Here is a 26,962-nt window from a genome sequence, read left to right on the forward strand (position 1 = left end):
CGGGCAGAATCAGGCTGCCGTCATCACCGTACGTAAGGCGGTCGCCAGGCAACCGGCGATCTGATCGATTTGCTCGGACTGCACGATGAGCGGTGGCAGGAAGCGCAGCACGGCGCCATGGCGCCCGCCGACCTCGATGATCAAGCCGCGTCTCAGACACTCCTGTTGCAGGCGCGCGGCCAATACACCGTCGGCCAGGGGGTGCCCCTGACGGTCGGTCGGGCCATTGGCACGCACTATTTCCACCCCCAGCATCAGCCCCCGCCCCCGGACATCACCCAGTTGCGGATAGTCGCGTTGCAAGGCGCGCAGGTGCCCGGCGAGGCGCTCGCCCATGGCGGCCGCATGCAGCTCCAGGCGTTCCTCGCGTACCAGGCGCAAAGTGGCGGTGCCAGCGGCCATGGCCAGCTGGTTACCACGGAAGGTGCCGGCATGGGCGCCAGGTGCCCAGCGATCCAGCGACTCGTGATAGACCACCACCGCCAGCGGCTGGCTGCCGCCGATGGCCTTGGACAGGACCAGCACATCGGGCTCGATGTCCGCGTGCTCGAAGGCGAAGCGCCGCCCACTGCGGGCGATGCCGGACTGGATCTCGTCCAGCACCAGGGGGACGCCGGCCTCCCGGGTGATGCGGCGGACCTCGCGCAGCCAGGTGATGGACGCCGGATTGACCCCGCCCTCCCCCTGGATCGGCTCGACGATCAGCGCCGCCGGCGGCAGCACCCCGCTTTCCGGATCGTTCAGCATGGTCTCCAGGTAATTCAGCGCCGCCCGCTCGCCCAGCTCGCCCCCCAGGCCGAAGGGGCAGCGATAGGCATGGGGAAAGGGCAGGAATTGCACGCCGCCGTTCATGCCGTCCAGGTGGCGCTTCGGCCCATGGCTGCCCATCAAGCCGAGGGCGCCCTGGGTCATGCCGTGGTAGGCGCCATGGCAGGCCAGCAACTGGCGCCGGCCAGTGGCGGTACGGACCAGTTTGATGGCGGCCTCCACCGCATCGGTACCGGCTGGGCCGCAGAACTGGATGCGCGCATGGCGGGCGAAGCCCTCCGGCAACAGGGCATAGAGTTCGCGGATGAAATCGTCCTTGGCTTCGGTCATCAGGTCGAGGGTGTGCAGGGGGCGCTCACCGTCCAACAGGCCGCGCATGGCGTCGAGGACCACCGGGTGGTTGTGCCCAAGGGCCAGGGTGCCGGCGCCAGCCAGGCAGTCGATGAACCAGCGACCCTCGCTGTCCTGCACATGAATGCCCTGGGCTCGGCGCAACTCCAGCGGCAGCCGCCGTGGATAACTGCGGGCATTGGACTCCAGGGCGGCCTGGCGCTCCAGCCGCGGAGTGCTGGTGAAGCAATAGTCGGCGTCGGCGGGGACAGACGGCAACGGATGACTAGCGGACATGATCGTACTCCTCGAAACCCGGGTTGCGGGCGCTATGGGCAAGAGATGAATTCAGGTTTTCGGCAACCTCGGCCAGCAGGCGCGGATCGCGGACGATGCCTAGATGGTCGGCGTCGATCCAGCGGGACTGCGCCAGGGGGCGTCCCAGTCCCTGCTCCAGCAGGGACTGGCCGTTATGGTTGTTTTCCGGCGAGCGGCTGGCCCACCAGGCATGGACCGGAGCACGCAGGGGCTGCAGCTGCGAGTGCTCGCGCGCCAGGTGGTGCAGGTGGGCTTCGACGGCCAGCAGCTGCGCCCAGGCGCCGCTCTCCTCGATCGAGCTATCGGCTGCCACTGGCGCCGGTCGCCGGACCAGACCCGCGCCGGGGACATAGCCATCGACCAGCCCGACGAAGGCCACCATCTTGCCCAGGCGTTCGAGCAGACTGGCCATTTCCAGCACCAGGGCACCCCCCAGGGACCAGCCGAGCAGCCGATAGGGGCCGCGTGGCTGGGTCTCCAGCAGCATCCGGACATAGTCGCGAGCCAGTTGCGCCAGGCTGGTATCACGCCAGCTGGGGTCGAGGATCTGGCGGTTCTGCAGGCCCCAGACATCCCACCGGCCGGCCAGTTGCTGCGCCAGGGAGTAGTAACCCACCACGGTGCCACTGACCGGATGGGGGCAGAACAGCGGCGGCTGCCCGGTGCTGCCTGGCGTCAAATGGAGCCGCGGATCGGCGCCTTTAGCGGCAACGACGGGCACCGCTGCCGTGGCGCTGGCGGCGAGCGCGGCCAAGGCCTGGTCAAAGGCGGCGAGCAGGCGCTCCACCGTGGCAGCCGCATAGCGCTCACCGCTGTAGCGGCAGCTCAGCCCCAGCCGGCCGTCGTAGACCTGGGCGTTGATCTCCAGCTCCCGCAGCAACGGGGTAGCCGGATCGACCAGTTCGCCACAGGCTTCCCGGGCCGGGACGAAACGGCCGTCGCCCAGGGCGCCGTCGAGCTGGCCGAGGTAGTTGAAGGCCAGCGGCGGTTCCGGCTGGTCGACCAGGACCTCGGCCTTGGCCAGGTAGCGCAGCGCGCCATAGTCCAGGCCGCGCTGGCCACCCGCGGCCAGTTGCGCGCGCAGCCCCTGGAGGGTGGCGAGCGGGCTCTCTGCACAGCTCAATCGCAGGGGATAGAGACTGGTGAACCAGCCCAGGGTACGGCCCGGGTCGAGCTCGGCGAACAGGGCCTCGCGACCGTGGCCTTCCAGGGCGATGACATGGCCGTCCTGGCCGCTCCAGTCGCGCACCGCCTGGGCCAGTGCCGCCAGCAACACCTCGTCAAGCCGCGCCCCCAGCGCAGTCGGCGCTTCGCGCAGCAGCCAGCGGGTGCGGGCGGGATCGAGCTGCACCTCCGCCGTGCACACCTGGCCCTGGGTGGCGCCGCCCGTGGGATGGTCCACCGGCCAATCCGGCCGCGGTGCCAGGTCCTGCCAGAACGCCAGCCGGGCTTGGGTCGACGGCTGCACCGCCCAGCCGGCCAGGCGCTCGGCCCAGGCCTGGTAGGCCGGGGGCCGCGGCTCGTCGACGAGCGGCTCGTCGCGGCCCAGGGCCGAATAGATCCGCCCGAGATCGTCCAGCAGCAGCCGCCAGGACACGCCATCCATGATCAGGTGATGGGCGCAGATGAACAGGCGCTGATCGCCTTCTGGATAGTTCGCCAGGACCAGGCGCAGCAAGCCGCCGCGGACCAGGTCGAAGCTCCGCTGGGTACGCGCACAGAGGGCTTCCAGCGCCGCCGCATCGGCCACCTCGACCTGTTGCAGCAGCTGCTCGACGCCAACCGCGTCGCGGTAGCCGGCTTGCCAGCCCTGGGCGCTCGGCCAGAAGGCCAGCCGCAGGACATCGTGCCGTTGCAGCAGCCAGGCCACCGTCGCCGCCAGCCGCACCGGGTCCAGGGGCTCGCGCACCTCCAACAGCAAGGCCTGGTTCCAGTGCGCAGGGTTGGGCAGCGGCTGGGCGAAGAAGTGCGCCTGGATCGGCGTCAGGCGCTGTTCGCCCTGGGCCGGCTCCCAAGCGGGTTGGGTGGCGAGGGGTTGGAGACAGAGCGCCAGGTCGGCGAGTCTCGGGCTACGAAAGATCTCCTTGGGCCCCAGCTGCCAGCCCGCGCGTTGCAGGCGACTGATCAGCGCCAGGGACTGGATGGAGTCTCCGCCCAGCTCGAAGAAGCCGGACGCCCTACCAATCCGCTCGACACCCAGCAAGTCGCGCCAGAGTCCAGCCAGCAGTTCCTCGCGTGGCCCCTGGGGCGCTTCGTCGAGGGTTTGGCTGGCGAGTTCTGGCGACGGCAGCGCCTGGCGATCCAGCTTACCGTTGGGCAACTGCGGCAAACGCTCCAGCAGCACCAGGTGCTGGGGTACCAGATGGCCGGGCAATTGCTGGCGCAGCCGCTCCAGTAGCGCCGCCTCCTGCAGCTGAGCACCGCCGACATAGCCCACCAGGCGCGCGCCGGCCGGCGTCTCGCGGACCATCACCAGCGCCTCGCGGACGCCAGGGCACGCCTTGAGCGCCGCCTCGATCTCGCCGGTCTCGATGCGGAAACCGCGCAGCTTGATCTGCTGATCGGCGCGGCCGAGGTATTCCAGCAAGCCCTCAGCGTTGAGCCGCACCCGGTCACCGGTGCGGTAGAGTCGCTCGCCGGCGCGGAAGGGATTGGGCACGAAGCGTTGCGCCGTCTCGCCGGGCCGCTCCAGGTAGCCGCGGGCCAGGGCCCCGCCCAGGTACAACTCACCCTCCACGCCCACGGGCAGCAGGTTGAGATCCTGATCCAGTACATAACCCTGGCGCTCCCCGACCAGGTCGCCAATGGGCGCATAGGCGCTGGTGAAATCTGCGGTAGCCGCGGGCGCCCGCCAGAGGGTCGGGGTGATGACGGTTTCGGTCGGGCCGTAGCCGTTGATGACCCACTCAGGCTGCAGGTACTCCACCACTTCGCGCAGCAGGCCGCGATCATAGGCCTCACCGGCGAAGCAATAGGTCTTAACGCCAGGGCCACGGCCCTGTACCCGGCCCCAGTCGGCCAGTTGCCGCAGGTAGCTGGGTGGGAAGGCGGCCACGGTGATGCCCTCCTCCTCCAGCGCCTGCCAGGTCTCCTGCACGCTCCACAGCTCCTGGTCGCGGATGACGATCCGAGCGCCTTGGCTCAGCGGCGTCAGCCAGCGCTCCTGGGCACCGTCGAAGCTGATGGAGAGGAAATGCAATTCGCGATCCTGCGCGGTGAGTTCGTAGCGCTGCGCAATCCCCTGGCAGTGGCGCGCCAAGGGACCATGGGCCACGGCCACGCCCTTGGGCCGACCGGTGGAGCCAGAGGTGTAGATGACATAGGCCAGTTGCTCGGGATGCAGGACCAGATCAGGGAGCCTGTCGGACTGCTGGCTGAGATCCAGTCGATCCAGGGCGACCGCTTCGACCCCGGCCACCTGGGGTAGCCGGTCGAGCAGCTTTTGCTGGGTCAACAGCAGTCGAGCGCCGCTGTCTTCCAGCATCAGCGCCAGGCGCTCGGCCGGGTAGTCCGGGTCCAGCGGCAGGTAGGCACCGCCGGCCTTGAGCACCGCCAGCAGGGCGACGAACAAGTCGACACCGCGCTCGCAGGCCACGCCGACCCGGGTTTCCGCCGCGACGCCCTGCCCACGCAGCCACTGCGCCAGGCGATTGGAGCGTGTCTCCAGGCTTGCAAAGTCCAGCCGCTGCTGGCCGTGTACCAGGGCGATGGCCCGGGGTTGACGCCGGGCCTGCTCGGCGATCAGTGCGGGCAGCAGTGGCGTATCCGTATTGGCCTGCGCGGGTGGATTCCAGCGTTGCCAGGTGGCCAGGCCTTCGGCATCGAGCAACGGCAGGTCGCCCAGCGGCGTCTCGGGTTGGCGGACCAGGCCGTCGAGCAGGGTCAGCCAGATGCGCAGGAAACGTTGGGCGGTGGTTCGCTCGAAGAGGTCGCTGGCGAAGTCCAGGTAGCCGGAAATACCGCCGTCGGCTTCGTCGAAGGTGCCGAGCGACAGGTCGAAATGCACCTGGTCACCCGCACCGTCGAGGGCTTCGGCGGTCAGGCCGGGTAGCCGGGCCAGCGCCTGTTCACCACGCGCCTGGTGGTTGAAGGTCACCTGGAACAGGGGGTTATGGCTCAGGTGGCGCTCGGGTTGCAGTGCTTCGACCAGTTGCTCGAAGGGCAGCTCCTGGTGGGCCTGGGCGTCCAGCAGCCGGGAACGTACCTGGGCGGCCAGGGCACTGGCTGGCATCCGCCCGGCCAGTTCACCGCGCAGGACCAAGGTGTTGACGAAGCAACCGACCAAGGCCTCGGTCTCCGCCCGTACCCGCCCCGCTACCGGCACGCCGATACGCAGGTCGGTCTGGCCGCTGAGACGGAACAGCAGGGTCTGCCAACTGGCCAAGAGCAGCATCGCCGGGGTGACCGCCAGCATCTGGGCCGTACGGCGCAGGCGCTGGGAGGCGGTCGCATCCAGGGCGAAGGTTTCCCGCCCGCCGCGGCCATCGCGCTGGGCGGGGCGTGGGTGGTCGGCTGGCAGTTCCAGCAGCGGGTGTTCGCTACCCAGTTGCGTGCGCCACCAGGCCAGCTGTCGTTCGCCCTCCCCGGCGGCCAGGCGCTCGCGTTGCCAGGCGGCGTAGTCGGCATAGTCCAGCGGCAGAGGTTGTAGTTGCATCCGGTCATCGCCCAGGGCCTGGCGATAGAGGCTGACCAGGTCTTCCAGCAGCAGCCGCATCGACCAGCCATCGGCCAGCAGGTGGTGCAGGCACAGCAGCAGCAGGTGCTCGTCCGGTGCCAGGCGCACCAGGGCCAGGCGCCAGGGCGGCGAGGCTTCCAGGTCGAAGGGTTGGCTCATGAAGGCGCGGCGATAGGTGTCGGCCGCCGCCGCGTCCAGGGTCACCACCTCGAACTGGGGCTCATGCACGGCATGGATGAGCTGCTGGGCGCCCTGCTCGCCGTGGCCGAAGTTGGTCCTCAGGCTGGCGTGGCGGTCGGTGAGCCGCTGGAAGGCCGTGCGCAGCGCGGCCTCGTCGAGTCGACCCTGCAGGCGCAAGCCACCCGGCAGGTGATAGGCCGCACTGTCCGGTTCGAGCTGGGCGAGAAACCACAGACGCTGCTGGGCGAAGGACTGCGGCGCCCGGGCGGGCGTACCGGGCCAGTCACGCCGCTGCAGCGGCGCCTCGTCCACCTGGGCCAAATCGACCAGGCGCTTGGCGAAGGCCGCCAGGGTGGCGGCTTCGAACAGCAAGCGGACCGGCACCTCCCAGCGGTGATCGCGACGCGAGCGGGCGACCACCTGCAGGGCGAGCAGCGAATGCCCGCCGAGGGCGAAGAAGTCGTCGTCCCGCCCTACTCGCTCCACCTGCAGCAGCTCGGCCCATAGCACGGCCAGCTCGGTCTCGATACCCGGTTCCGGCGCGCGATAGGCTTGCTGGGTAATGTCGGGCTCCGGCAGCGCCTTGCGGTCCAGCTTGCCGTTGGGCGTTAACGGCAGCTGATCAAGCGCCAGCAGATGGCTGGGCACCATGAAATCTGGCAGCCGCGCCAGCAGCGCCTGGCGCAACGCGGCTTCGTCCAGACCTGGCGTCACCAGGTAGCCCACCAGATGCGGACCGGTGGCGCTCTGGCGCAGCAGCACCACGGCCTCGCTCACTCCGGCCAACTCGCGCAAAGCCGCCTCGATCTCGCCCAGCTCCAGGCGCAGCCCACGCAGCTTGACCTGGTGGTCCAGCCGACCCAGGTAGTCCAGGGCGCCGTCGTCGCGCCAACGGGCCAGATCGCCACTGCGATACAGCCGGCCACCCGGAGTGAAGGGATCGGGGACGAAGCGTTCGGCGGTGAGGCCAGGGCGACCCAAATAGCCCCGCGCCAATCCAACACCGCCGATGTACAGCTCGCCGGCCACGCCGACCGGTTGCGGGTTGAGGCGTTCGTCGAGGATATGGATCCGCAAGTTGGCGATGGGCCGGCCGATGGGCACCGCCAGGCGATCCTCTGGCTGGCAGGTCCAGTGGGTGACATCGATAGCCGCCTCGGTAGGGCCGTAGAGGTTGTAGAGCGCCACCTGGGGCAACCGCTGGCGCACGGCCTGGGCCAGTTCCGCCGGCAGGGCTTCGCCGCTGCAGACGATACGGGTCAGGCTGGCGCAGCCGGAAAGATCGTCCTGGGCCAGGAAGGCGGCCAGCATGGACGGCACGAAGTGCAGCGTGGTGATGCCCTCGCGGGCGATCAGGGCGCTCAGCGCCGCCGGGTCGCGATGGTCGCCCGGTCGAGCCAGCACCAGACGGGCGCCGGCCTGCAACGGCCAGAAGAATTCCCACACCGAGACGTCGAAGCTGAAGGGGGTCTTCTGCAGGACGTGGTCACCGGCATCCAAGCCATAGGCCGCCTGCATCCACTGCAAGCGGTTGTACAGCGCTGCCTGGGTGTTGCCCACGCCCTTGGGTCGGCCGGTGGAACCGGAGGTGTAGATCAGATAGGCCAGTTGCTCGGGATGCACCTGAAGCTCGGGGGCGCTGGCGGGCTCGCTGGACAGGTCCAGTTGTTCCAGGTCCAGTACATCCAGCGACAGCTTTTCCGGCAACAACGAGAGGGCTGGCCCATGGCTGAGCAACAGGCGGGCACCGCAGTCTTCCAGCATGAAGGCCAGACGTTCGGCCGGGTAGTCCGGGTCCAGCGGCACGTAGGCCGCGCCGGCCTTGAGCACCCCATAAAGAGCGATCACCATCTCCACCGAACGCAGCATGGCCACGCCGACCCGGCTCTCGCGGCCGATACCACGGCCGCGCAGATAATGAGCCAGGCGATTGGCGGCCTGGTCCAGCTCCAGGTAGCTCAGGCGGCGTTCGTCCAGGCACAGGGCCTCGCGCTCCGGATACACGGCGACCTGCTGGAGGAAGCCCCCCAGCACGCCAGCGGGCGGCAGTGGTGCATAGACCTCCGAGGTGGCATTCCAGTTGGCCAGCCGTGCAGGCTCGTCGGGCAGCAGTAGCGGCGCCTCGGCCAGGGCTTGCTGGGGCGCGTCGAGCAGCCCCTGCAAGAGCACCAGGAAGCGGGCGTGCAGTTGCCTGATGCGCGCCGGTTCGAAGAGATCGAGGGCAAAGGTCCAGCTACCGCCGAGGCGGCCGTCCGGGTCTTCCCAGGTCGCCAGGGCCAGATCGAACTGGGCCTGGGTGGCTGGCGTGTCGAGGATACGGGCTTGCAGCCCCGGCACGTCGGCCAGGGCGCGGTGATCGCGTCGCTGATGGTCGTAGCTAACCTGAAACAGCGGGTGCTGGCTGAGGCTCCGCTCCGGCTGCAGGTGCTCCACCAGGTGCTCGAAGGGTAGATCCTGGTGGGCCTGGGCGTCGAGCAGAGTCTCGCGCACCTGGTGCACCAGGGCGGTGAAATCCGTCGGGGTGGCGAGGTCCAGGCGCAACACCTGGGTGTTGACGAAGCAGCCGATGAGGTCGTGCAGCTCGGCGCGCGTGCGCCCCGCCACCGGTACCCCAATGCGCAGGTCGCGTTGCCCGCTGAGCCGACCCAGCAGCACGCCATAGCAGGCCAGCAGCAGCATGAAGGGCGTAACCTTCAGGGCATGGGCAGCCTGGCGCAGTGCCTTGGCCTGGTCCGCCGCGAGAGTGAAGTCCAGCCGCTGGCCGGCACCGCTGCGTCGCGCCGGCCGTGGCCGGTCGGCCGGCAGATCCAGGGTGGGCGACTCGCTGCCCAGCTGGGCGCGCCAATAGGCCAGTTGCCGCTCGCCCTCCCCGGCGCTCAGGTGTTCGCGCTGCCAGCGCGCATAGTCGGGATACTGCACCGGTAGCACCGGCAGGTTCGGTGCCGCGCCACTGAGCGCCGCCCGATAGAGTTCGGCGAAGTCCCGCAGAAAGACGCCGACGGACCAGCCGTCCGAGATGGCATGGTGCAGGCACAGCAGCAGGCGGTGCCGCTGTTCATCGAGGCGCACCAGGGCCAGCCGCCAGGGCGGACTGCTGGCGAGGGCGAAGGGCCGGGCGATGAAAGCCTGCAACAGGCCGGCGAACTCAGCCTCCTCGTCGACGCCTGCAGCGAGCGCCAAGCGCTCCACGGCCACGGATGCCGGCGGCAGGATGCGCTGGCGGGGCGGATCACCCGGCAGCAACAGCGTCCGCAGGCTGGCATGCCGCGCCGCCAGGGCGGTAAAGGCCGCGGTCAGGGCTTGCTCATCCAGGGTCCCCTGCAGCTCCAGGACCCCCGGCAGATGATAGGCCGCGCTCTCGGGTTCCAACTGCGCGAGGAACCACAGCCGTTGCTGGGGATGGGATTGCGGCGCCTCGTCCAGCGCCAGGGCCTGGAGTTCCAGCCCCTGATGCTCGGGCGCCAGGGCGGCGATCCGCGCGGCCTGTTCCGCCAGCTGCGGGGCCTCGAACACCAGGCGCAGCGGCACCTCCCGCCCTTCTTCCAGACGCAGACGGGAGATGAGCTGGGTCGCCAGCAGGGAATGGCCGCCCAGGGCGAAGAAGTCGTCCTGGCGGCCGACCCGCTCGACCTGGAGCAAGGCTTGCCACAACTCGGCCAGACGCTGCTCCAAGGCGTTCGCCGGTGCTGCATAGTCTTCGCTCGCTGCGACTTCAGGCGCGGGCAGCGCCCGACGATCCAGCTTGCCGTTGGGCAACTGCGGCAAACGCTCCAAGAGCACCAGGTGCTGGGGTACCAGGTGGCCGGGAAGGTGCTGGCGCAGCCGCTCCAGCAGCGCCGCTTCCTGCAACTGGGCACCGCCGACATAACCCACCAGGCGGGCGCCAGCCGGGGTCTCGCGGACCATCACCAGTGCCTCGCGCACGCCGGGGCAGGCCTTGAGCGCCGCCTCGATCTCGCCGGTCTCGATGCGGAAACCGCGCAGCTTGATCTGCTGATCGGCGCGGCCGAGGTATTCCAGCAAGCCCTCAGCGTTGAGCCGCACCCGGTCACCGGTGCGGTAGAGTCGCTCGCCGGCGCGGAAGGGATTGGGCACGAAGCGTTGCGCCGTCTCGCCGGGCCGCTCCAGGTAGCCGCGGGCCAGGGCCCCGCCCAGGTACAACTCACCCTCCACGCCCACGGGCAGCAGGTTGAGATCCTGATCCAGCACATAACCCTGGCGCTCGCCCACCAGGTCGCCGATGGGCGCATAGGCACTGGCGAAGTCCGCCGTGGCCGCGGATGCCCGCCACAGGGTCGGGGTGATGACGGTTTCGGTCGGGCCGTAGCCGTTGATGACCCACTGGGGCTGGAGATACTCCACCACCTCGCGCAGCAGGCGGTGATCATAGGCTTCACCGGCGAAGCAATAGGTCTTCACCCCAGGACCCCGACCCTGCACCCGGCCCCAGTCGGCCAGTTGCCGCAGATAGCTCGGTGGGAAGGCGGCCACGGTGATGCCCTCTTCCTCCAGCGCCTGCCAGGTCTCCTGCACGCTCCATAGCGCCTGGTCGCGGATGACGATCCGAGCGCCTTGGCTCAGCGGCGTCAGCCAGCGCTCCTGGGCACCGTCGAAGCTGATGGAGAGGAAATGCAATTCGCGATCCTGCTCGGTGAGTTCGTAGCGCTGCGCAATCCCCTGGCAGTGGCGCGCCAAGGGACCATGGGCCACGGCCACGCCCTTGGGCCGACCGGTGGAGCCAGAGGTGTAGATGACATAGGCCAGTTGCTCGGGATGCAGGACCAGATCAGGGAGCCTGTCGGACTGCTGGCTGAGATCCAGTCGATCCAGGGCGACCGCTTCGACCCCGGCCACCTGGGGTAGCCGGTCGAGCAGCTTTTGCTGGGTCAACAGCAGTCGGGCGCCGCTGTCTTCCAGCATCAGCGCCAGCCGCTCGGCCGGGTAGTCCGGGTCCAGCGGCAGGTAGGCGCCACCGGCCTTGAGCACCGCCAGCAAGGCGACGAACAAGTCGACGCCGCGCTCGCAGGCCACGCCCACCCGGATTTCGGTCGCGACACCCTGCCCACGCAGCCACTGCGCCAGGCGATTGGAGCGGATTTCCAAGGTGGCGAAGTCCAGCTGCTGCTGGCCGTGTACCAGGGCGATGGCCCGGGGTTGGCGCCGGGCCTGCTCGCCGATCAACTCGGGCAGCAGTGGCTCAGCCACGCTCGCTGGCGCTGGTGGATTCCAGCGTTGCCAAGTGGCCAGGCCTTCGGCGTCGAGCAGTGGCAGATCGCCCAGGGGCGTCTCCGGTTGGCGGACCAGGCCGTCGAGCAATTGCCCCAGGTGCGCCGCCAGCCGCTGGACCTGAGCAGGCGTGAAGCACGCGCGCTGGTAGTGCAGGTGCAATTCCAGGCGCGCACCGGCCATGACGGCGATGCTCAGCGGATAGTGGGTGCGCTCGCTCACCGTGACCGCGCCGATGGCTGGGGCCTTGGCGTTAGCGCCGCGCAGGGCGGCGTCCACCGGATAGTTCTCGAACACCAGCAGCGTATCGAACAACGCCTGACCGGCATGGCCGGCCAAGCGCTGCACCTCGAAGAGCGGCGTATGCTCGTGCTCACGCAGGGCCAGGTTGTGAGCCTGCAAGGCGGGCAGCCATTGGGCGGCGGTCAGCTCCGGTGCAGGTGCCTGGACCACCGGCAGAGTGTTGATGAACAGCCCCAGCAGCCGCTCGCTACCAGCGACCTCGGCCGGACGACCGGCGACGGTGGCGCCGAAGGCGACCCGGCGCTGACCGGTGTAGCGTTGCAGCAATAGGGTCCAGGCCGCCTGCACCAGGGTGTTGAGGGTGACGTGCAGCCGCCGGGCGGCGGCATCGAGCGGGGCCCGGTCGCGGACCAGGTGCTGTTCGCCACTGCGCGGGTCGTCGGCCGTGGTCGAGCGACCGAGGCTGTCGGCCAGACGGGTCGGCAATTCGAAGTCGGCCAGTTGCCCTTGCCAGAATTCGCCGCTACGCGCCGCGTCACGGCTGGCCAGCCAGGCGAGATAATCGCGGTAGCGACCCGGTGCCGGCAGCGCCGCGCCGCGGGTCGCCTGGAGGACTTCCGCCAGCAGCGCTGCACTGCTCCAGCCGTCGAGCAGAATATGGTGCAGCGTCCAGACCAGTTGCCAGCGCTCGTCGGTGAGCCGTACCAGCAGCAGGCGCATCAGCGGCGGCCTGGCGAGCTCGAAGGGGCGTTCACGCTCCTCGCGTTGCAGGTCAGCCAGGGCAGCTGGGGCCGCCGGGCGGTCGCGCCAATCCAGCTCGCGCACGGCGAGGTCGGCGTGGCGCCAGATGGCCTGGACCGCCCGACCCTCGCCGGCCAGCCGCAGGAAAGCGGCGCGCAAGCCGGCATGGCGCCGTAGCGCCTGCCGCCAGGCAGCGAGGAAGGCCGCCTTCGGCAGGCCGTCCAGCTCGACGCCTACCTGGTTGACGTAGAGATCGCCTGCCCCGCCCAGCTCGGCGTGGAACAGCAGCCCCTGCTGCATGGGCGTGAGCGGATGCAGGTCTTCGAGGGCGGCCAGCGGCAGCGCATCGAGTTGCGCCTGGGTCAGGGCCAGCAGCGGGAAGTCCGAGGGGGTCGCACCACTGCTCTGGCGGCAGAGGGCGAGGACCTCGTCCAGCGCCGCGCCGAAGGCCTCCAGCAAGGCCTGGATGCGCGCGGCCGCATGGCGCTGGCCGCTGTAGGTGCAGACGAAGTGCAACTCGCCACCGCGGACGGCGCCCTCCAGGGCCAGCTCGGCCTCAAGGGGGGTACGGGGATCGCGGGCGCGCCCGGCAGACTCGTCCGCCAGGCGGAAGCCGCCCAGCTCGCTGTCGAGCTGACCCAGGTAGTTGAACAGCAGCGAGCCAGCGGTTTCCGGCAGGTCCGCGTCGCCACGGGCCTGGAGCAGGCCATAGCCGAGACCGCCGCGCGGGATGAGTCTCAGACTTTCCTTGATGCGCTTGAGACTGGTGGCGAGATCCGCATGGTCGCGCAGCCGGACCGGATAGAGGCTGGTGAACCAGCCGAGGGTGCGGCTCAGGTCGAGCCCGGGGAACAGGTCTTCGCGGCCATGACCTTCCAGCAGCAGCCGCGCCTCGGCGTTCCCGCTCCAGCCATGCAGGGCTCGCACCAGGGCGGTGAGCAGCAGATCGTTGACCTGAGTGCGGAAGGCTGCGGGCGCCTGGGTCAGGAGTTCGCGGGTGCGCTCGGCATCCAGCCGCAGGCTCAGGCGCTGGGCGTCGCGCTCCCAGGCGCGCCCGGCGGGATCGTCGCAGGGCAAGGCCGGCGCCTCCGGCAACCCCTGCCAGTAGGCCCGCTCATCGTCCAGCGCCAGGCACTGCAGGGCCTGGACCCAGCTGGCATAGGGCGGCGTCGCCGGCAGCGGCCGGTCGGGTTCGGCGTAGGAGCGCGCCAGGTCGTCCAGCAGGATGCGCCAGGACACGCCATCCACCGCCAGGTGATGGATCACCAGCAACAGGCGCTGACCGCCCTCGGCGAGGTCGGCGAGCACGGCGCGCAGCAGCGGTCCCTGATCCAGGCGCAGGCTGGCCTGGGCCTCGTCGGCCAGGGCCGGTAGCTCGGCGCGGGTCACCGACGAATGCCAGAGCAGCTCGGCGTCTTCGCTGGCGCGATAGTGCTGCTGCCAGCGACCTTCGGCCTGGGTGAAGCCGAGGCGCAGAGCGCCATGGGTGGCTACCAGCCGCGCCAGGGCTCGGCGCAGTCGCTCGGGCTCCAGCGGCGCCTCCGGTTCCAGCAACAGGGCTTGGTTCCAGTGTTCGGGGCGCGGCAAGGCGCGAGCGAAAAAGGCGTGCTGGATGGGTGCCAGCGCAAAGGGTTCACGCGTTTCGGCGGCAATCTCGCCAGGCGTCTCCAGGTGCTGCACCACGGGGGCCAGTTCGGCCAGGGTCTGCCGCTCGAACAGCTGCCGCGGGCTGAACACCAGCCCCAGGCGCCGCGCGCGGGCGATGATCTGCAGACTGAGGATGGAATCGCCGCCGAGGGCGAAGAAATTGTCGTCCCGCCCGACCCGCTCCACCTGCAGCAGTTCGGCCCAGAGCGTGGCCAACTCGGTCTCGATACCCGGCTCCGGCGCACGATAGGTCTGCTGGGTAATGTCGGGCTCCGGCAGCGCCTTGCGGTCCAGCTTGCCGTTGGGGGTCAGCGGCAGTTGTTCCAGTGCCAGCAGATGGCTGGGTACCATGAAGTCCGGCAGCCGCGCCAATAGCGCCTGGCGCAACGCGGCTTCGTCCAGACCTGGCGTCACCAGGTAGCCCACCAGCTGCGGACCGGTGGCGCTCTGGCGCAGCAGCACCACGGCCTCGCTCACTCCGGCCAACTCGCGCAAAGCCGCCTCGATCTCGCCCAGTTCCAGCCGCAGGCCGCGCAGCTTGACCTGGTGGTCCAGCCGGCCCAGATAGTCCAGGGCGCCGTCGTCGCGCCAACGGGCCAGATCGCCGCTGCGGTACAGCCGACCACCCGGGGTGAAGGGATCGGGGACGAAGCGTTCGGCGGTGAGGCCAGGGCGACCGAGATAGCCCCGCGCCAATCCAACACCGCCGATGTACAGCTCGCCGGCCACGCCGATGGGCTGTGGGTTGAGGCGTTCGTCGATGATATGGATCTGCAGGTTGGCGATGGGCCGACCGATGGGCACCGCCAGGCGATCCTCCGGCTGGCAGGTCCAGTGGGTGACGTCGATAGCCGCCTCGGTGGGGCCATAGAGGTTGTAGAGCGCCGCCTGCGGCAGCCGCCGACGGACTTCTTGGGCCAGCTCCGCCGGCAAGGCCTCGCCACTGCAGACGATACGCGTCAGGCTGGCACAGCCGGAAAGATCGTCCTGGGCCAGGAAGGCCGCCAGCATGGACGGCACGAAGTGCAGCGTGGTGATGCCTTCGCGGGCGATCAGGGTGCTCAACGCCGCCGGATCACGATGCTCGCCCGGACGGGCCAGCACCAGCCGGGCGCCGACCTGCAACGGCCAGAAGAATTCCCAGACCGAGACGTCGAAGCTGAAGGGCGTCTTCTGCAGGACGTGGTCGCGGGCATCCAAGTCATAGGCCGCCTGCATCCACTGCAGGCGGTTGTGCAGCGCCGCCTGGGTGTTGCCCGCGCCCTTGGGTCGGCCGGTGGAACCGGAGGTGTAGATCAGATAGGCCAGTTGCTCGGGATGCACCTGGAGGTCAGGCGCGCTGGCGGGCTCGTCGGACAGGTCCAGTTGCTCCAGGTCCAGCACGTCCAGCGACAGCTTTTCAGGCAACAAGGCGAGGGCTGGCCCATGGCTCAGCAACAGGCTGGCGCCACAGTCTTCCAGCATGAAGGCCAGACGTTCGGCCGGGTAGTCCGGGTCCAGCGGCACATAGGCCGCGCCGGCCTTGAGCACCCCATAAAGAGCGATCACCATCTCCACCGAACGCAGCATGGCCACGCCGACCCGGCTCTCGCGACCGATACCACGGTCGCGCAAATAATGAGCCAAGCGATTGGCGGCCTGGTTCAGCTCCGCGTAGCTCAGGCGGCGTTCGTCCAGGCACAGGGCCTCGCGCTCGGGATGCAGGGCGACCTGCTGGAGGAAGCCCCCCAGCACGCCGGCGGCCGGCAGCGGCGCATAGGCCTGCGCGGTGGCGTTCCAGGCGGCCAGGCGCGCGGGCTCGTCAGACAGCAGCAGCGGCGCTTCGGCCAGCGGCTGCTGGGGCGTGTCGAGCAGCCCCTGCAAGAGCACCAGAAAGCGGGCGTGCAATTGCTCGATGCGCGCCGGCTCGAAGAGATCGCAGGAGTAATTCCAATTACCACCGAGGCTGCCGTCACCCAATTCCCAGGTATGCAGCGCCAGATCGAATTGGGCGCTACCGTTGTCCAGCGGCAGCAGTTCGGCGCGCAGCTCGGGGCCCAGTTGCAGGGCGTCGAGCTGCCGCGGTTGATGGTTGTAGAGCACCTGGAACAGGGGGTGGTGACTGAGGGTACGTTCGGGAGCCAGGGCGTCCACCAGTTGCTCGAAGGGCAGGTCCTCATAGGCCTGGGCCTCGCGCACCCGCTCCCGAGCCTGGGTCAGCAGCGCCAGGAAGTCCGCCGCGCCTGCCAGTTCCAGGCGCAGTACCTGGGTGTTGACGAAGCAACCGATGACGCGCTCGACCTCGCTACGCTGGCGCCCGGCGACGGGCACGCCGATGCGCAGGTCCTGCTGGCCGGACAGGCGGCCGAGCAGGGTCGCATAGGCGGCCAGCAGCACGGTGAACAGGGTGGTGCGCTGAGCCCGGGCGAAGTCGCCCAGCTGTTGCGCCAGGGGCGCCGGCAACGCGAAGTTCAGCCGCCCGCCACGCTGGCTGGGAGCCGCCGGACGCGGTCGGTCCGACGGCAGTTCCAGCACCGGGTGCTCGCGGCCCAGGCGTGCGCGCCAGAATTCCAATTGGCGCTCGTCCTCCCCGGCGTCGAGGCAGGCGCGCTGCCAGAGGGCATGATCGGCGTAGCTGACCGGCAAGGCGGGCAGCTCGGCGACCTGCCCCGCCAGCGCCGCGCGATAGCAGGCAGCAACGTCGTCCAGCAGCACCTGGATTGACCAGCCATCGGCGATGGCATGGTGCAGGCAGAGCAGCAGATGCGCCGGCGCCCCGTCGACGCCCCGCGCCAGGCCCAGTCGCCACAGCGGCCCGCGTTCCAGGTCGAAGGGCCGATTGGCGAAGGCGCGGGCCACGGCGGGCAGGTCCTGGAGCGTGACCTCGCCCAGGGCCTCCAGCGGTACCTCACTGCGCTCGGCGACCCGTTGCAGGGGGATGCGGCCCGGCCCTTGCTCCAGCGTGGTCCTCAGGCTGGGATGGCGCGCCGTGAGGGCCGCGAAGGCCGCCTGTAGCGCGGTCTCGTTCAGGCGGCCGTGCAGGCGTAGCGCACCCGGTAGGTGATAGGCCACATTGCCCGGTTGCAGGCGTTCGAGGAACCACAGCCGTTGCTGGGCATGGGAGGTTTCTGCACAGGCCGCCGCGGCGCCACCGGGAATCGGCAGCGCGCCGGCATCGAGGCCCTGGTCGCGCAATTTGGCGAGGAAGGTACGGCGCTGCGCCGGCGGCAGGCCGAGGAAACGTTTGGCCAGGGCCTGGGCTTTGTCGTGCAACATCAAGGGGTCTCCTCCAGCTCGTCCAGCAGCGCGTCCAGCGCGTCCAAACGGGCGTCGTCCAGGGTCTGCTCGCGCAGGGTGTCGATGAGTTCGGCTTGAGCCGCCACGGTGGTGGCGGTAAAGGCTGCGGCGAGGGGCACGCGCACGCCGAGCCGTTCGTGGATGCGCGATAGCAGCCGGGTGGCCAGCAGCGAGTGGCCGCCCAGGGCGAAGAAGTCGGCATCGCGGCCTACCTCCGGCACCTGCAGCAGTTCCTGCCACAGAGCGGCCAGCTGTCGTTCGGTGCCGGTTTGAGGCGGTTGCCCCGGCGCGGCGTCCAGTTCTGGTACCGGCAACGCGCGGCGATCGAGCTTGCCGTTGGCAGTGCGGGGCAGCCGTTCCAGCCAGAGCGCCTGGGTCGGCACCATGAACAGTGGCAGGCGCTGCGCCAGTGCCTCGCGCAGCGCGGCCAGGCTCGGGCGCTCGCCGTTCTGGGGCTCCAGATAGGCCACCAGTTGCGACCCCTGGGGCGTGGGTTGGGCGGCGACCGCAGCATCCCGCACGCCGGGTTGCGCCCGCAGCAGGGCCTCGATCTCGCCCGGCTCCAGGCGTTGGCCGCGTAACTTGATCTGGAAGTCGGTGCGGCCGACATACTCCAGCTCGCCGCGGACGTTCCAGCGCACCAGGTCGCCGCTGCGATAAAGCCGCTCGCCGGCCGCGAAGGGACTGGGCACGAAGCGTTCGGCGGTCAGTCCGGCACGGCCCACGTAGCCACGGCCTACGCCGGCACCGCCGATGTACAGCTCGCCCACCCCGCCACGGGGCACCAGACGCAGCCGCGTATCGAGCACGAACAAGTGGGTGTTGTCGGTCGGCTTGCCGATGGGGATGTCCGCCTGGGGCGCCCGCAGTAGCTGCAGGGCCACGTCGTCGGCGCACTCGGCAGGGCCATAGGCATTGACCAGCGGGATGCCGGGGTAGCGTTGCAGCCAGCGCGCCGCCAGATCCGGCGCCAGCGCCTCGCCGGTGGGCAGCAGCCAACGCAGTGCCGGTAGGGGCTGCGGCGGCAACTCCAGCAGCGCGGCGATCACCGTCGGCACGCATTCCAGGACGCTCACCTCGCCGGCAACAACGCGCGCCAGCAGGGTTGCTGGGTCTTGCACCTCGGCTTCGGCGACGATCTCCACCCGGCCGCCGAACAGCGGCGCGGTGAGGAACTGCCACACCGAGACATCGAAGCCGGTGGCGGCCGTCTGGGCGATGACGTCGTCCTCGCCCAGTTGCAGGAAGGGCAGCTTGCTCAGCTGGTTGTTGAGCATGCCCTGCTGGGTGACCATCACCCCCTTGGGCTCGCCGGTGGAACCGGAGGTGAAGATCACATAGGCCAGCTGGTCGGGTCGGCTGCGCACGCCGGGGCCGCCCTGGGGCTGCCCGGCCAGCAGTTCTTCGAGCAGTAACAGCCGCGGCGGTCTCTGGCTCAGCGTCAGGATGGCCTGGGCCTTTTCCCGCTCGGCCCGGGGCACCACCAGCACCGGTGCGGCGCTACCGTCCAGCAGCCGGGCACTGCGCGCCGGCGGGTGACGCTCGTCCAAGGCCAGGTAGGCAGCGCCGGCCTTGAAGGTGCCGACCATAAGGGTCAGCAGTGCCAACCCCCGCGGCGCCCAGAGCGCCACGACCTGATCCGGACCGACACCCTCAGCCGCCAGGGCGCGGCCCAGGCGGCCCGCCTGGTGGTCCAGCTCGCCATAGCTCAGGCTGGCCTCGCCGCAGCGCGCCACGCTGCGCTCGGGATGAGCGGCGGCATGGGCCTCGAAACGCTCGATCCAGGGCAATTGATACCAGTGCGGTTGCGCCGCGCCACGGCCCCAGCCGAGCAGCCGCTCGCGCTCATCCGCCGCCAGGGGCTCCAACTGCTCCAGGACGCGTTCCGGCGCCTCGATCAGGGCCAGCAAGAGTCGCTCGAACTGGTCCAGCAGGGTGCGCATGTCGGCGGCGGCGAACAGGCCGCTGTCGAAGGTGAATTGCAGACGCAGCTCGTTGCCCGGCAGCAGGACCACCGTGAGCGGATAGTTGGTGTGGGTACGGTTGGCCAGGGGGGTGATGTCGAACTCGCGCACGGCCTCCTCCACCGCGCCGCCCAGGGGCACGTTCTCGAAGACAAACAGCGACTCGAACAGCGGCTCAACGGCCGGGACCGAGGCCAGCTGCTGCACCTCGGCCAACGGCAGATGTTCATGCTGGCGCAACTCCGCGTTACGCGCCTGCAACTGCTGCAGCAACGCCAGCGCCGGCACCTCGGCGGTCGGCCGGGCAACCCGCAGCGGCAGGGTGTTGATGAACAGGCCGAGGGCTTCCTCGATGCCTTCCAGCTCAGGCGGCCGGCCAGCAACGGTAACGCCGAAGATCACCTCGTCCTGGCCGCTATGGCGCATGAGCAGCAGCGCCCAGGCCGCCTGGACGAAGGTATTGGCGGTCAACTGGTGACGCCGCGCCTGGGCCGCCAGGGCGCGGGTCGCCTGCGCCGACAATGCCACGGCTTCGTCGCGCATCTCACCCGAGGCCAAGCCTTGGCGGCGATAGGGCAAGGGCGTGGCCGCTTCCACCCCGGCCAGCTCGGCGCGCCACCAGGCGCGACCCGCGGCGGTATCCTGGGCCGCGAGCCAGGCGAGGAAGTCGGCATAGGGTCGAGCCGGCGGCAAGGCCAGCTCGGTACCAGCGACGGCCGCGCGGTAGCGGGCGAAGAATTCGCCCAGCATCAGGCCACGGCACCAGGCGTCGATCAGCACATGGTGATGGGTTTGCACCAGCTGGTAATCGTTCGGGCCGAAGGTCACCAGGCGTAGGCGCAGCAGCGGTGGCCGGGCGAAGTCGAAGCCCGTGCGGCGCTCCTCGGCCAGCAGTGCCTCCAGCGCGGCCAGGCCCTCCTCCCGCGGCCGGTCGCTGAAGTCCAGCAGGCTGACCGGCGACGGCACCTGGCGATGCACCACCTGGCGCCATTCGCCGTCCAGCTCCTGGAACCCGGTGCGCAGCGCCGGATGCCGCGCCACCACGGCCTCCCAGGCCTGACAGAAGGCCGCGGCCGCCAGCGGCTGGCGCAGTTCGTAGCGATCCTGCATCAGGTAGATGCCACTGCCCGGCTCCAGCAGGCTGTGCATGAGAATGCCTTCCTGCATGGGCGCAAGGGGCAGCACGGCTTCGTGCTCGGCCTCCGGCGCCTGGACGCCGGCGCCGTCGAGCAGCGCCGCCAGCGCGTCCACAAAGCCCTGGTGCAGCGCCTCGATGGCGGTCGCCGCGAAGCGTGCAGCGCTGTAGCGCCAGTCCAGGCGCAACTGGCCATCCCGCACCTGGGCATCCAGCACCAGGGCACTGGTCAACGGCCCCTCGGGATCGCGACTGCTGCGCAGCTCCAGCCCTCGCAGCGGGAAGCCGGCCACCGTCGGCCGCTCGAAACGGCCCAGGTAGTTGAAGGTCAGGCCGTCGCGGGTATCGGCCAGGTCAGCGCCGCCCAGGTAGCGCAGCAGCCCGTAGCCCAGGCCGCGCTCGGGCACCTCGGCCAGGGTCAGCCGCGTGCGCGCCAGGGTAGCGGCCGGGGTCGACTCGGCGCCCAGCACCAGCGGATAGAGGCAGGTGAACCAGCCCAGGGTGCGACTCAGCTCCAGGCTGCCGTCCAGCTCCTCGCGGCCATGGCCTTCGAGGGCGATGCGGGTGGCCGCGCGGCCCGTCCACTGCCGCAGCGCCTCGGCCAGCGCCGTTAGCAGCACCGCTTCGGTGCCGGGTAGCTGGAGCAGCCGCTCGGTCAACTCCGCCGGCAGTCGCAGCGCCAGGCTACCGGCGTCGCGGACGCGGCAGCTGCCATGGGGGTCCAGGCACGGCAGGGTCTCGGGGACCGCGGTGACCGCGTCCCAGTAACCGCGCTGCTGCTGCAACCGTGGATCGGCGGCGCGTTGCGCCAACTGCAGGGTCCAGGCGCTCCAGTCGCTGCCCGTCTCGCCCAACTCCAAGAGCGCACCGGCTGCCGCCTGCTGATAGGCCAACGCCAGGTCATCGAGCAGGATGCGCCAGGAGACGCCGTCCACGGCGAGGTGATGGATGGCGATCAACAGCTGGGGACGCTGCGCCGGCCCTTCGGCCAGCACCACGCGCAGCAAGGGTCCACGGGCCAGGTCCAGGCTGCGTTCGGCTTCGTCGAACAACGGCGCCAGCTCGGCCTCGTCGGCGACTCGACAGGTCCAGAGCAGCCGCTCCGGGTCTTCCTGGGCTCTTAGCCGCTGCCGCCAGCCGCCCTGCTCGTTCGGCTCGAAGGCCAGCCGCAGGCTGCCGTGGCGGGCGACCAGGGCCGACAATGCCTGGCGCAGGGCCGCAACCTCGATGGGGGCCGCTAGTTCGAGAATGACGGACTGGTTCCAGTGCGCGCGCTGCCGGACCGGCTCGCTGAAGAAGCGGGCCTGGATGGGCGTCAAGGGCAGTTCGCCGGGCACGGCAGGCACAGACGCTGGGGCCGCGGACGGCGCGGCGGCAGGCGCCGCGACCGCGGCCAGGGCGGCGATGGTCTGGTGTTCGAACAGTTGCTTGGGCGTGAGCTTGAGGCCCTGGCGGCGGGCCCGGGCGATGATCTGCAGGCTGAGGATGGAATCGCCGCCCAGGGCGAAGAAATTGTCGTGCCGACCGACGCGCTCTACCTTGAGCGCCTCGCTCCAGAGCGCCGCCAAGGCGGTCTCGACCTCGCCCTGGGGTGCGGCGAACTCGGCCTGGCGGGCTTCGGGTTCCGGCAGGCGGGCGCGGTCCAGCTTGCCGTTGGCAGTGAGCGGGAAAGCCTCGAGCACCAGGATCTGAGCCGGTACCAGCGCCTCGGGCAGCAGCTGCGCGAGACGCTCGCCCAGGCGTTCGCCAGTGAGCTCGCGGCCAGTCACATAGGCCACCAGCTGCCCACGGCCATCCAGCTGCACATGGGCCGCCGCCACGCCGGGTTGTGCCAGCAGGGCCGCCACGATCTCGCCCGGCGCCACACGATAACCCCGTATCTTGAGCTGGTCGTCGTTGCGACCGAGGAACTCCAGCCGGCCGTCCGCGGCCAGCCGTACTCGGTCACCGGTGCGATAGAGGCGCTCGCCGGGCACCCAGGGATCAGGGAGGAAGGCCGCGGCGGTATCGCCCGGTCGGCCCTGGTAGCCCCGCGCCAGGCCCGCCCCCCCGAGGTACAGCTCGCCGGCCGCACCGGCGGGGAGCGGATTGAGGTCGGCGTCCAGTACCCGGGCGCGCAGATTGGGCAGCGGCGTGCCCAGGGCGATGCCCGCTGTCGGCTCGTCGAGGACCGCGGTCAGGGCGCCCACGGTGCTTTCGGTGGGGCCGTAATGGTTGAACAGCCGGCACCCAGGCTTGAGTTCGCGAACCCGCGCGGCCAGCGGTGCCGGCAGCGCTTCCCCGCCCAGTACCAGGGCCGCGGACGGCAGCAGCGGCGCCGGATCGGCGGCCTGCAGCAAGGCGTTCAGATGGGTGGGGACGATCTTGAGCACCGCCACCGGCTGGCGCGTGAAATACTCGGCGCAGCGGTCGGCATCCTGGACCACCTCATCAGGTACCAGGTGCAAGGTGCCGCCAGTGGCCAGGGCGCCAAACAACACCGTGTGGCCGAGATCGGCGGCAACCGTGGAAACCATGGCGAAACTGGCCTGCGGCGGCAACGCCAGCCGCTGCAGCACGCCCTGCACATAGTTGGCGATGGCGCCATGGCTGACCACCACCCCCTTGGGCCGCCCAGTGGTCCCGGAGGTGTAGATCAGGTAGGCCGCCTGGGCCGGCAGTACCATGACATCCAGCGCCTCCGCCGACGCCTGCCGCCAGTCCGCCGTGGCGTCCAGCGCCAACGCGGGCGGCCCCTCGGGCACGGGCATGCCGAGCAGCAACTGGGCACCACTGTCAGCCAGCACCTGCGCCTGGCGCGCCGCGGGCCACTTGGGATCGACGAAGACGCAGGCCCCGCCGGCCTTGAGAATGCCCAGCAGGCCGACGACGAAGCTGGCCTGCCGTGGTTGGCAGAGCGCTACCCGGACCTCGGCACCAATTCCCTTGGCGCGTAGCGTCCGCGCCAAGCGATTGCTGTCGGCCTCCAGCTGGGCATGGCTCAGGCTGGCATCGCTGGCCACCAGGGCCGGTTCGTGCCCGGCCTGCGCCAGCCCCGCGCGCCACAGTGCCAGCAGGTCCGTTGCCGGGAAGGCTTGGGATTCACCGGCCAGTCCCGCTTCCTCCTTGGCCAGGCGGTAGCACGCCAGGGGTTGCTCGGCATCGGCCACCACCTGCTGCGCCAGGTGCGCGAAATCGTCCGCCAGCGCGGCGATGCGCGGCGCCTCGAAGAGGTCGGTGGCATAGGTGAACACCGCTTCGATGCCCGTCGCCAGGTCGGTGATGTCCAGGCCCAGGTCGAAGTGCGCGGCGCCATCGTCGAGCTGCCGCGCGGACAGCGTCACCCCGCCCAGGTCCAGCGCCTGGGGCAGTGGGAATTGCTGGGTGAATTTCACCTGGCACAGCGGATTCCAACCCAGGTGCCGCTCCGGCGCCAGGGCTTCCACCAGCAGGTCGAACGGCAGGTCCTGATGAGCCTGGGCTTCCAGGGCGCGCCGCTTGACCTGGTCGAGCAGGACGCTGAACGAGCGGGCGCCGTCCAGCTGGCATCGCAGCACCTGAGTGTTGACGAAAAAGCCGATCAGGCGCTCCGTCGCCCGTTGGGTGCGCCCGGCCACGGGAACACCCACGCACAGGTCGCTGCTGCCGCTATGGCGCTGCAACAGCAGCTGGAACAACGCCAGGCCGACCATGAACAGCGTCGCCCCCTGGCGTTGGGCCAGATCATGCAGGCCCGCGTTGACGGTGGCGGGCAGGCTGAAGGCGAAGCGCGCGCCGCGCCCGCTCTGCTGCGGCGGTCGGGGGCGGTCGCCGGCCAACTCCAGGCGTGCGGGCGCGTCGGCCAGTTGGGCCTGCCAGTAGGCCAATTGGCGCTCGCGGGCTTCACCGGCCAGCAGCTGGCGCTGCCAACGGGCGAAGTCGGCATAGGTGATGGTGAGGGGCGCCAGCGCGGGCGTCTCGCCCTCGGCAGCGCGGTACAGGGCGGCGAAATCTTCCAGCAGCACCTGGATCGACCAGCCATCGGCGATGATGTGGTGCAGTACCAGCAGCAGCCGATGGTCCTCGGCGTCTCGGCGGATCAGCGCCATGCGCCACAGCGGCCCTTGGCGCAGGTCCAGCGGACGGCGCACCAGGCTCTCGACCAAGGTGGCCTGGGCCGCCTCGGGCTGTGCGGCCTGGCTCAGGTCATGGTGCTCGACCGCCCCTTGCGCCAGCATTTCGATGCATTGCTCGGGCACCTCACCGGCACCTGCCGAGAAGCGGGTGCGCAGCGCCGCATGGCGCTGCACCAGGGCCTCCAGCGCCCGCTCCAGCCGTGCCACGTCCAAGCTTCCGTGAAGGAGGATTTCACCGGCCAGGTGATAGGCGGCATTGCCCGGCTCCAGCTGATCGAGAAACCAGAGGCGCTGCTGCGCGAAGGACTGGGGCGCGCGGGGCGCATCCTCGGCGACGGGGCCTTCCGCCGCGGCTTCGCGCGGCAGCGCGGCCACCCGCGCGGAAAAGGCGCCCAGCGTCGAGGCCTCGAACAGCAGCGCCGGATCGATCGACACCCCAAGCGACTCGCGCAACCGCGCCTGCACCTGCACCACGGCGACCGAATCCCCGCCCAGGGCGAAAAAATGCGCCTGGGCGGTCAGGTCATCGCGCCCGAGCACCTCGGCCCAGGCCGTGCGCACCTCGGGCAGTACGGGCGGCGCCGCGACCTGGGACTCGCCCTGGGCCAGGGCGCCATCGCGCCACTCGGCGAAGCTGTCCAGGCTGCCCGCCAACCAACCGGCCCGGCAGGCGGCGCGTTGCAGCTTGCCGCTGGTGGTGCGCGGCAGCGTTCCGGGCTCCAGCAGCGCAATGGCTCTGGGTGCGACCTGAAAGGCCTGAGTCAAGGCCTCCACCAAGGCCCCGCAGATGCGTTCGGCCGGTACCAGGCGGCGCACGTTGCGACTGATCTCCAGCGCCAGACCGATGCCCTCGCGACCGTCCTCGCCCACCAGGGCGAAGGCCGCCACCCGGCCCCGCCGCAGGTAATCGGCCACCTGCTCTTCCAGCACCAGCTCCACGTCCTGCGGATAGAGATTCTGTCCATTGAGAATAATGAGGTCCTTCAGCCGCCCGGCGATATAGAGTTCGCGCTCAGCGGCGATGCCCAGGTCGCCGGTGCGCAGCCAACGGCGACCATCGCGCTCGATGAAGGCCGCGGCCGTGGCCTCGGGATTGTTCCAGTAGCCTTGCGCCAGGCTGGGGCCGGCGACCCACACCTCGCCGGCGCGGGTCTCGTCCAGCGGTTCCAGGGTGTGCGGATCGACGATGCGCAACTCGTGGTCGGCATCGCACCAGCCGCACCCGGCCAGGCGGCCGTGTTGCAGCGCCGCCTCGGCCCCGGCGGCACTCAAGGCGTCACCGGCGAATCGCTGGATACGGAATTCGTCGGTCGGCTCGTGGGCGCAGACATAGAGGGTCGCTTCGGCCAGGCCATAGGCCGGGGTCAAGGCCTGCCGGCGGAATCCCGCGGCGGCGAAGCGCTCGCAGAAGGCATCCAGGGTGTCCACTCGGATCGGCTCGGAACCGGAAAAGGCCATGCTCCAGCGACTCAAATCGAGCTCGGCCAGGGCACTGTTGCTGATCCGCTCCACGCACAGGCGGTAGGCGAAGTCCGGCCCGCCGCTGACGGTGCCGCCGTATTGGCTGAGCGCTTGCAGCCAGCGCGCCGGGCGGGTGAGGAAGTGATTGGGCGACATCAGCGTCAGGGTGCCGCCATGAAAGATCGGCAGCAGCAGTCCGAGCATCAGGCCCATGTCGTGGTAGAGCGGCAACCAGCTCACCCATTCCTCGTCGCGCCCGGTGAAGAAGCCGCGCTGCATGGCCTTTTCATTGGCAATCAGGTTGGCATGGCTGACCATCACCCCCTTGGGCGCCGACGTCGAACCCGAGGTGTATTGCAGGAAGGCCAGCGCCGAGGGGTCCACCACCTGGGGGCGATAGGTCAGCGCCCAGCTGGCCTCGATGTCTTCCACCGCCTGGCACAACGCGCCCTCGGGCAGCGCCTGCGCCAGGGTGTCGGCATGGGCGGCGAGGCAGGCCCGCTCGCCGAGCACTACCCGCGGCTGGGCGTCGTCGAGGATGCCGCGCAGGCGCTCGATGTGCATCTGCCGACTGTTTTCCGGCGGGAAGGCCGGCACGGCGATGACCCCGGTATAGAGGCAGGCGAAGAAGGCCGCGGCGTAATCCGGGCCGCTGGGTAGCAGAAGCACGCAGCGCTCGCCCCGGGTCTGCCCGAGCCGCTCCTGCAGGTAGCCGGCCAGGCTCAGCGCCCGGTTGCGCAGCTCGGCATAGGAGGTCAGCTGCGGCGTCTCGTCGTTGGTCAGATGGCGCAGCACCGTCTTGTCCGGCTGGCGCTCGGCGTAGAAATCGAGGACGTCGACGAAGTGCTCGGCTTGATCCGCTCGGGAGGTCATGGCTTCACCTGCAAAAATAGAAGGCCGGACG

Annotated in this window: 3 protein-coding genes; all 3 read right to left on the reverse strand. The window is 70.0% G+C overall.

From position 1 onward, the window contains the following. Window positions 1–9 precede the first annotated feature (9 nt). From BMZ43_RS18930 to BMZ43_RS18940, 3 genes are read right to left on the reverse strand one after another with little or no spacing between them, the layout of a single operon-like run. Entirely contained in the window at window positions 10–1,395 is a 1,386-nt protein-coding gene (locus BMZ43_RS18930; RefSeq protein WP_017639884.1) for a diaminobutyrate--2-oxoglutarate transaminase, read from the reverse strand. Beyond that, window positions 1,385–17,383 (reverse strand): non-ribosomal peptide synthetase, encoded by a 15,999-nt coding sequence (locus BMZ43_RS18935; RefSeq protein ID WP_093255780.1) that lies wholly within the window; start codon window positions 17,381–17,383, stop codon window positions 1,385–1,387. Before BMZ43_RS18935 ends, BMZ43_RS18930 begins: the two co-directional genes overlap by 11 nt. After that, window positions 17,383–26,931, reverse strand: coding sequence for a non-ribosomal peptide synthetase (locus BMZ43_RS18940; protein ID WP_093255783.1), 9,549 nt, complete (start codon window positions 26,929–26,931; stop codon window positions 17,383–17,385). The genes BMZ43_RS18935 and BMZ43_RS18940 overlap by 1 nt, the downstream gene beginning before the upstream one ends. Between the last annotated feature and the right edge of the window lie 31 nt (window positions 26,932–26,962).

Source organism: Pseudomonas sp. Snoq117.2 (assembly GCF_900110545.1).
Taxonomy (GTDB): Bacteria; Pseudomonadota; Gammaproteobacteria; order Pseudomonadales; family Pseudomonadaceae; genus Chryseomonas; species Chryseomonas benzopyrenica.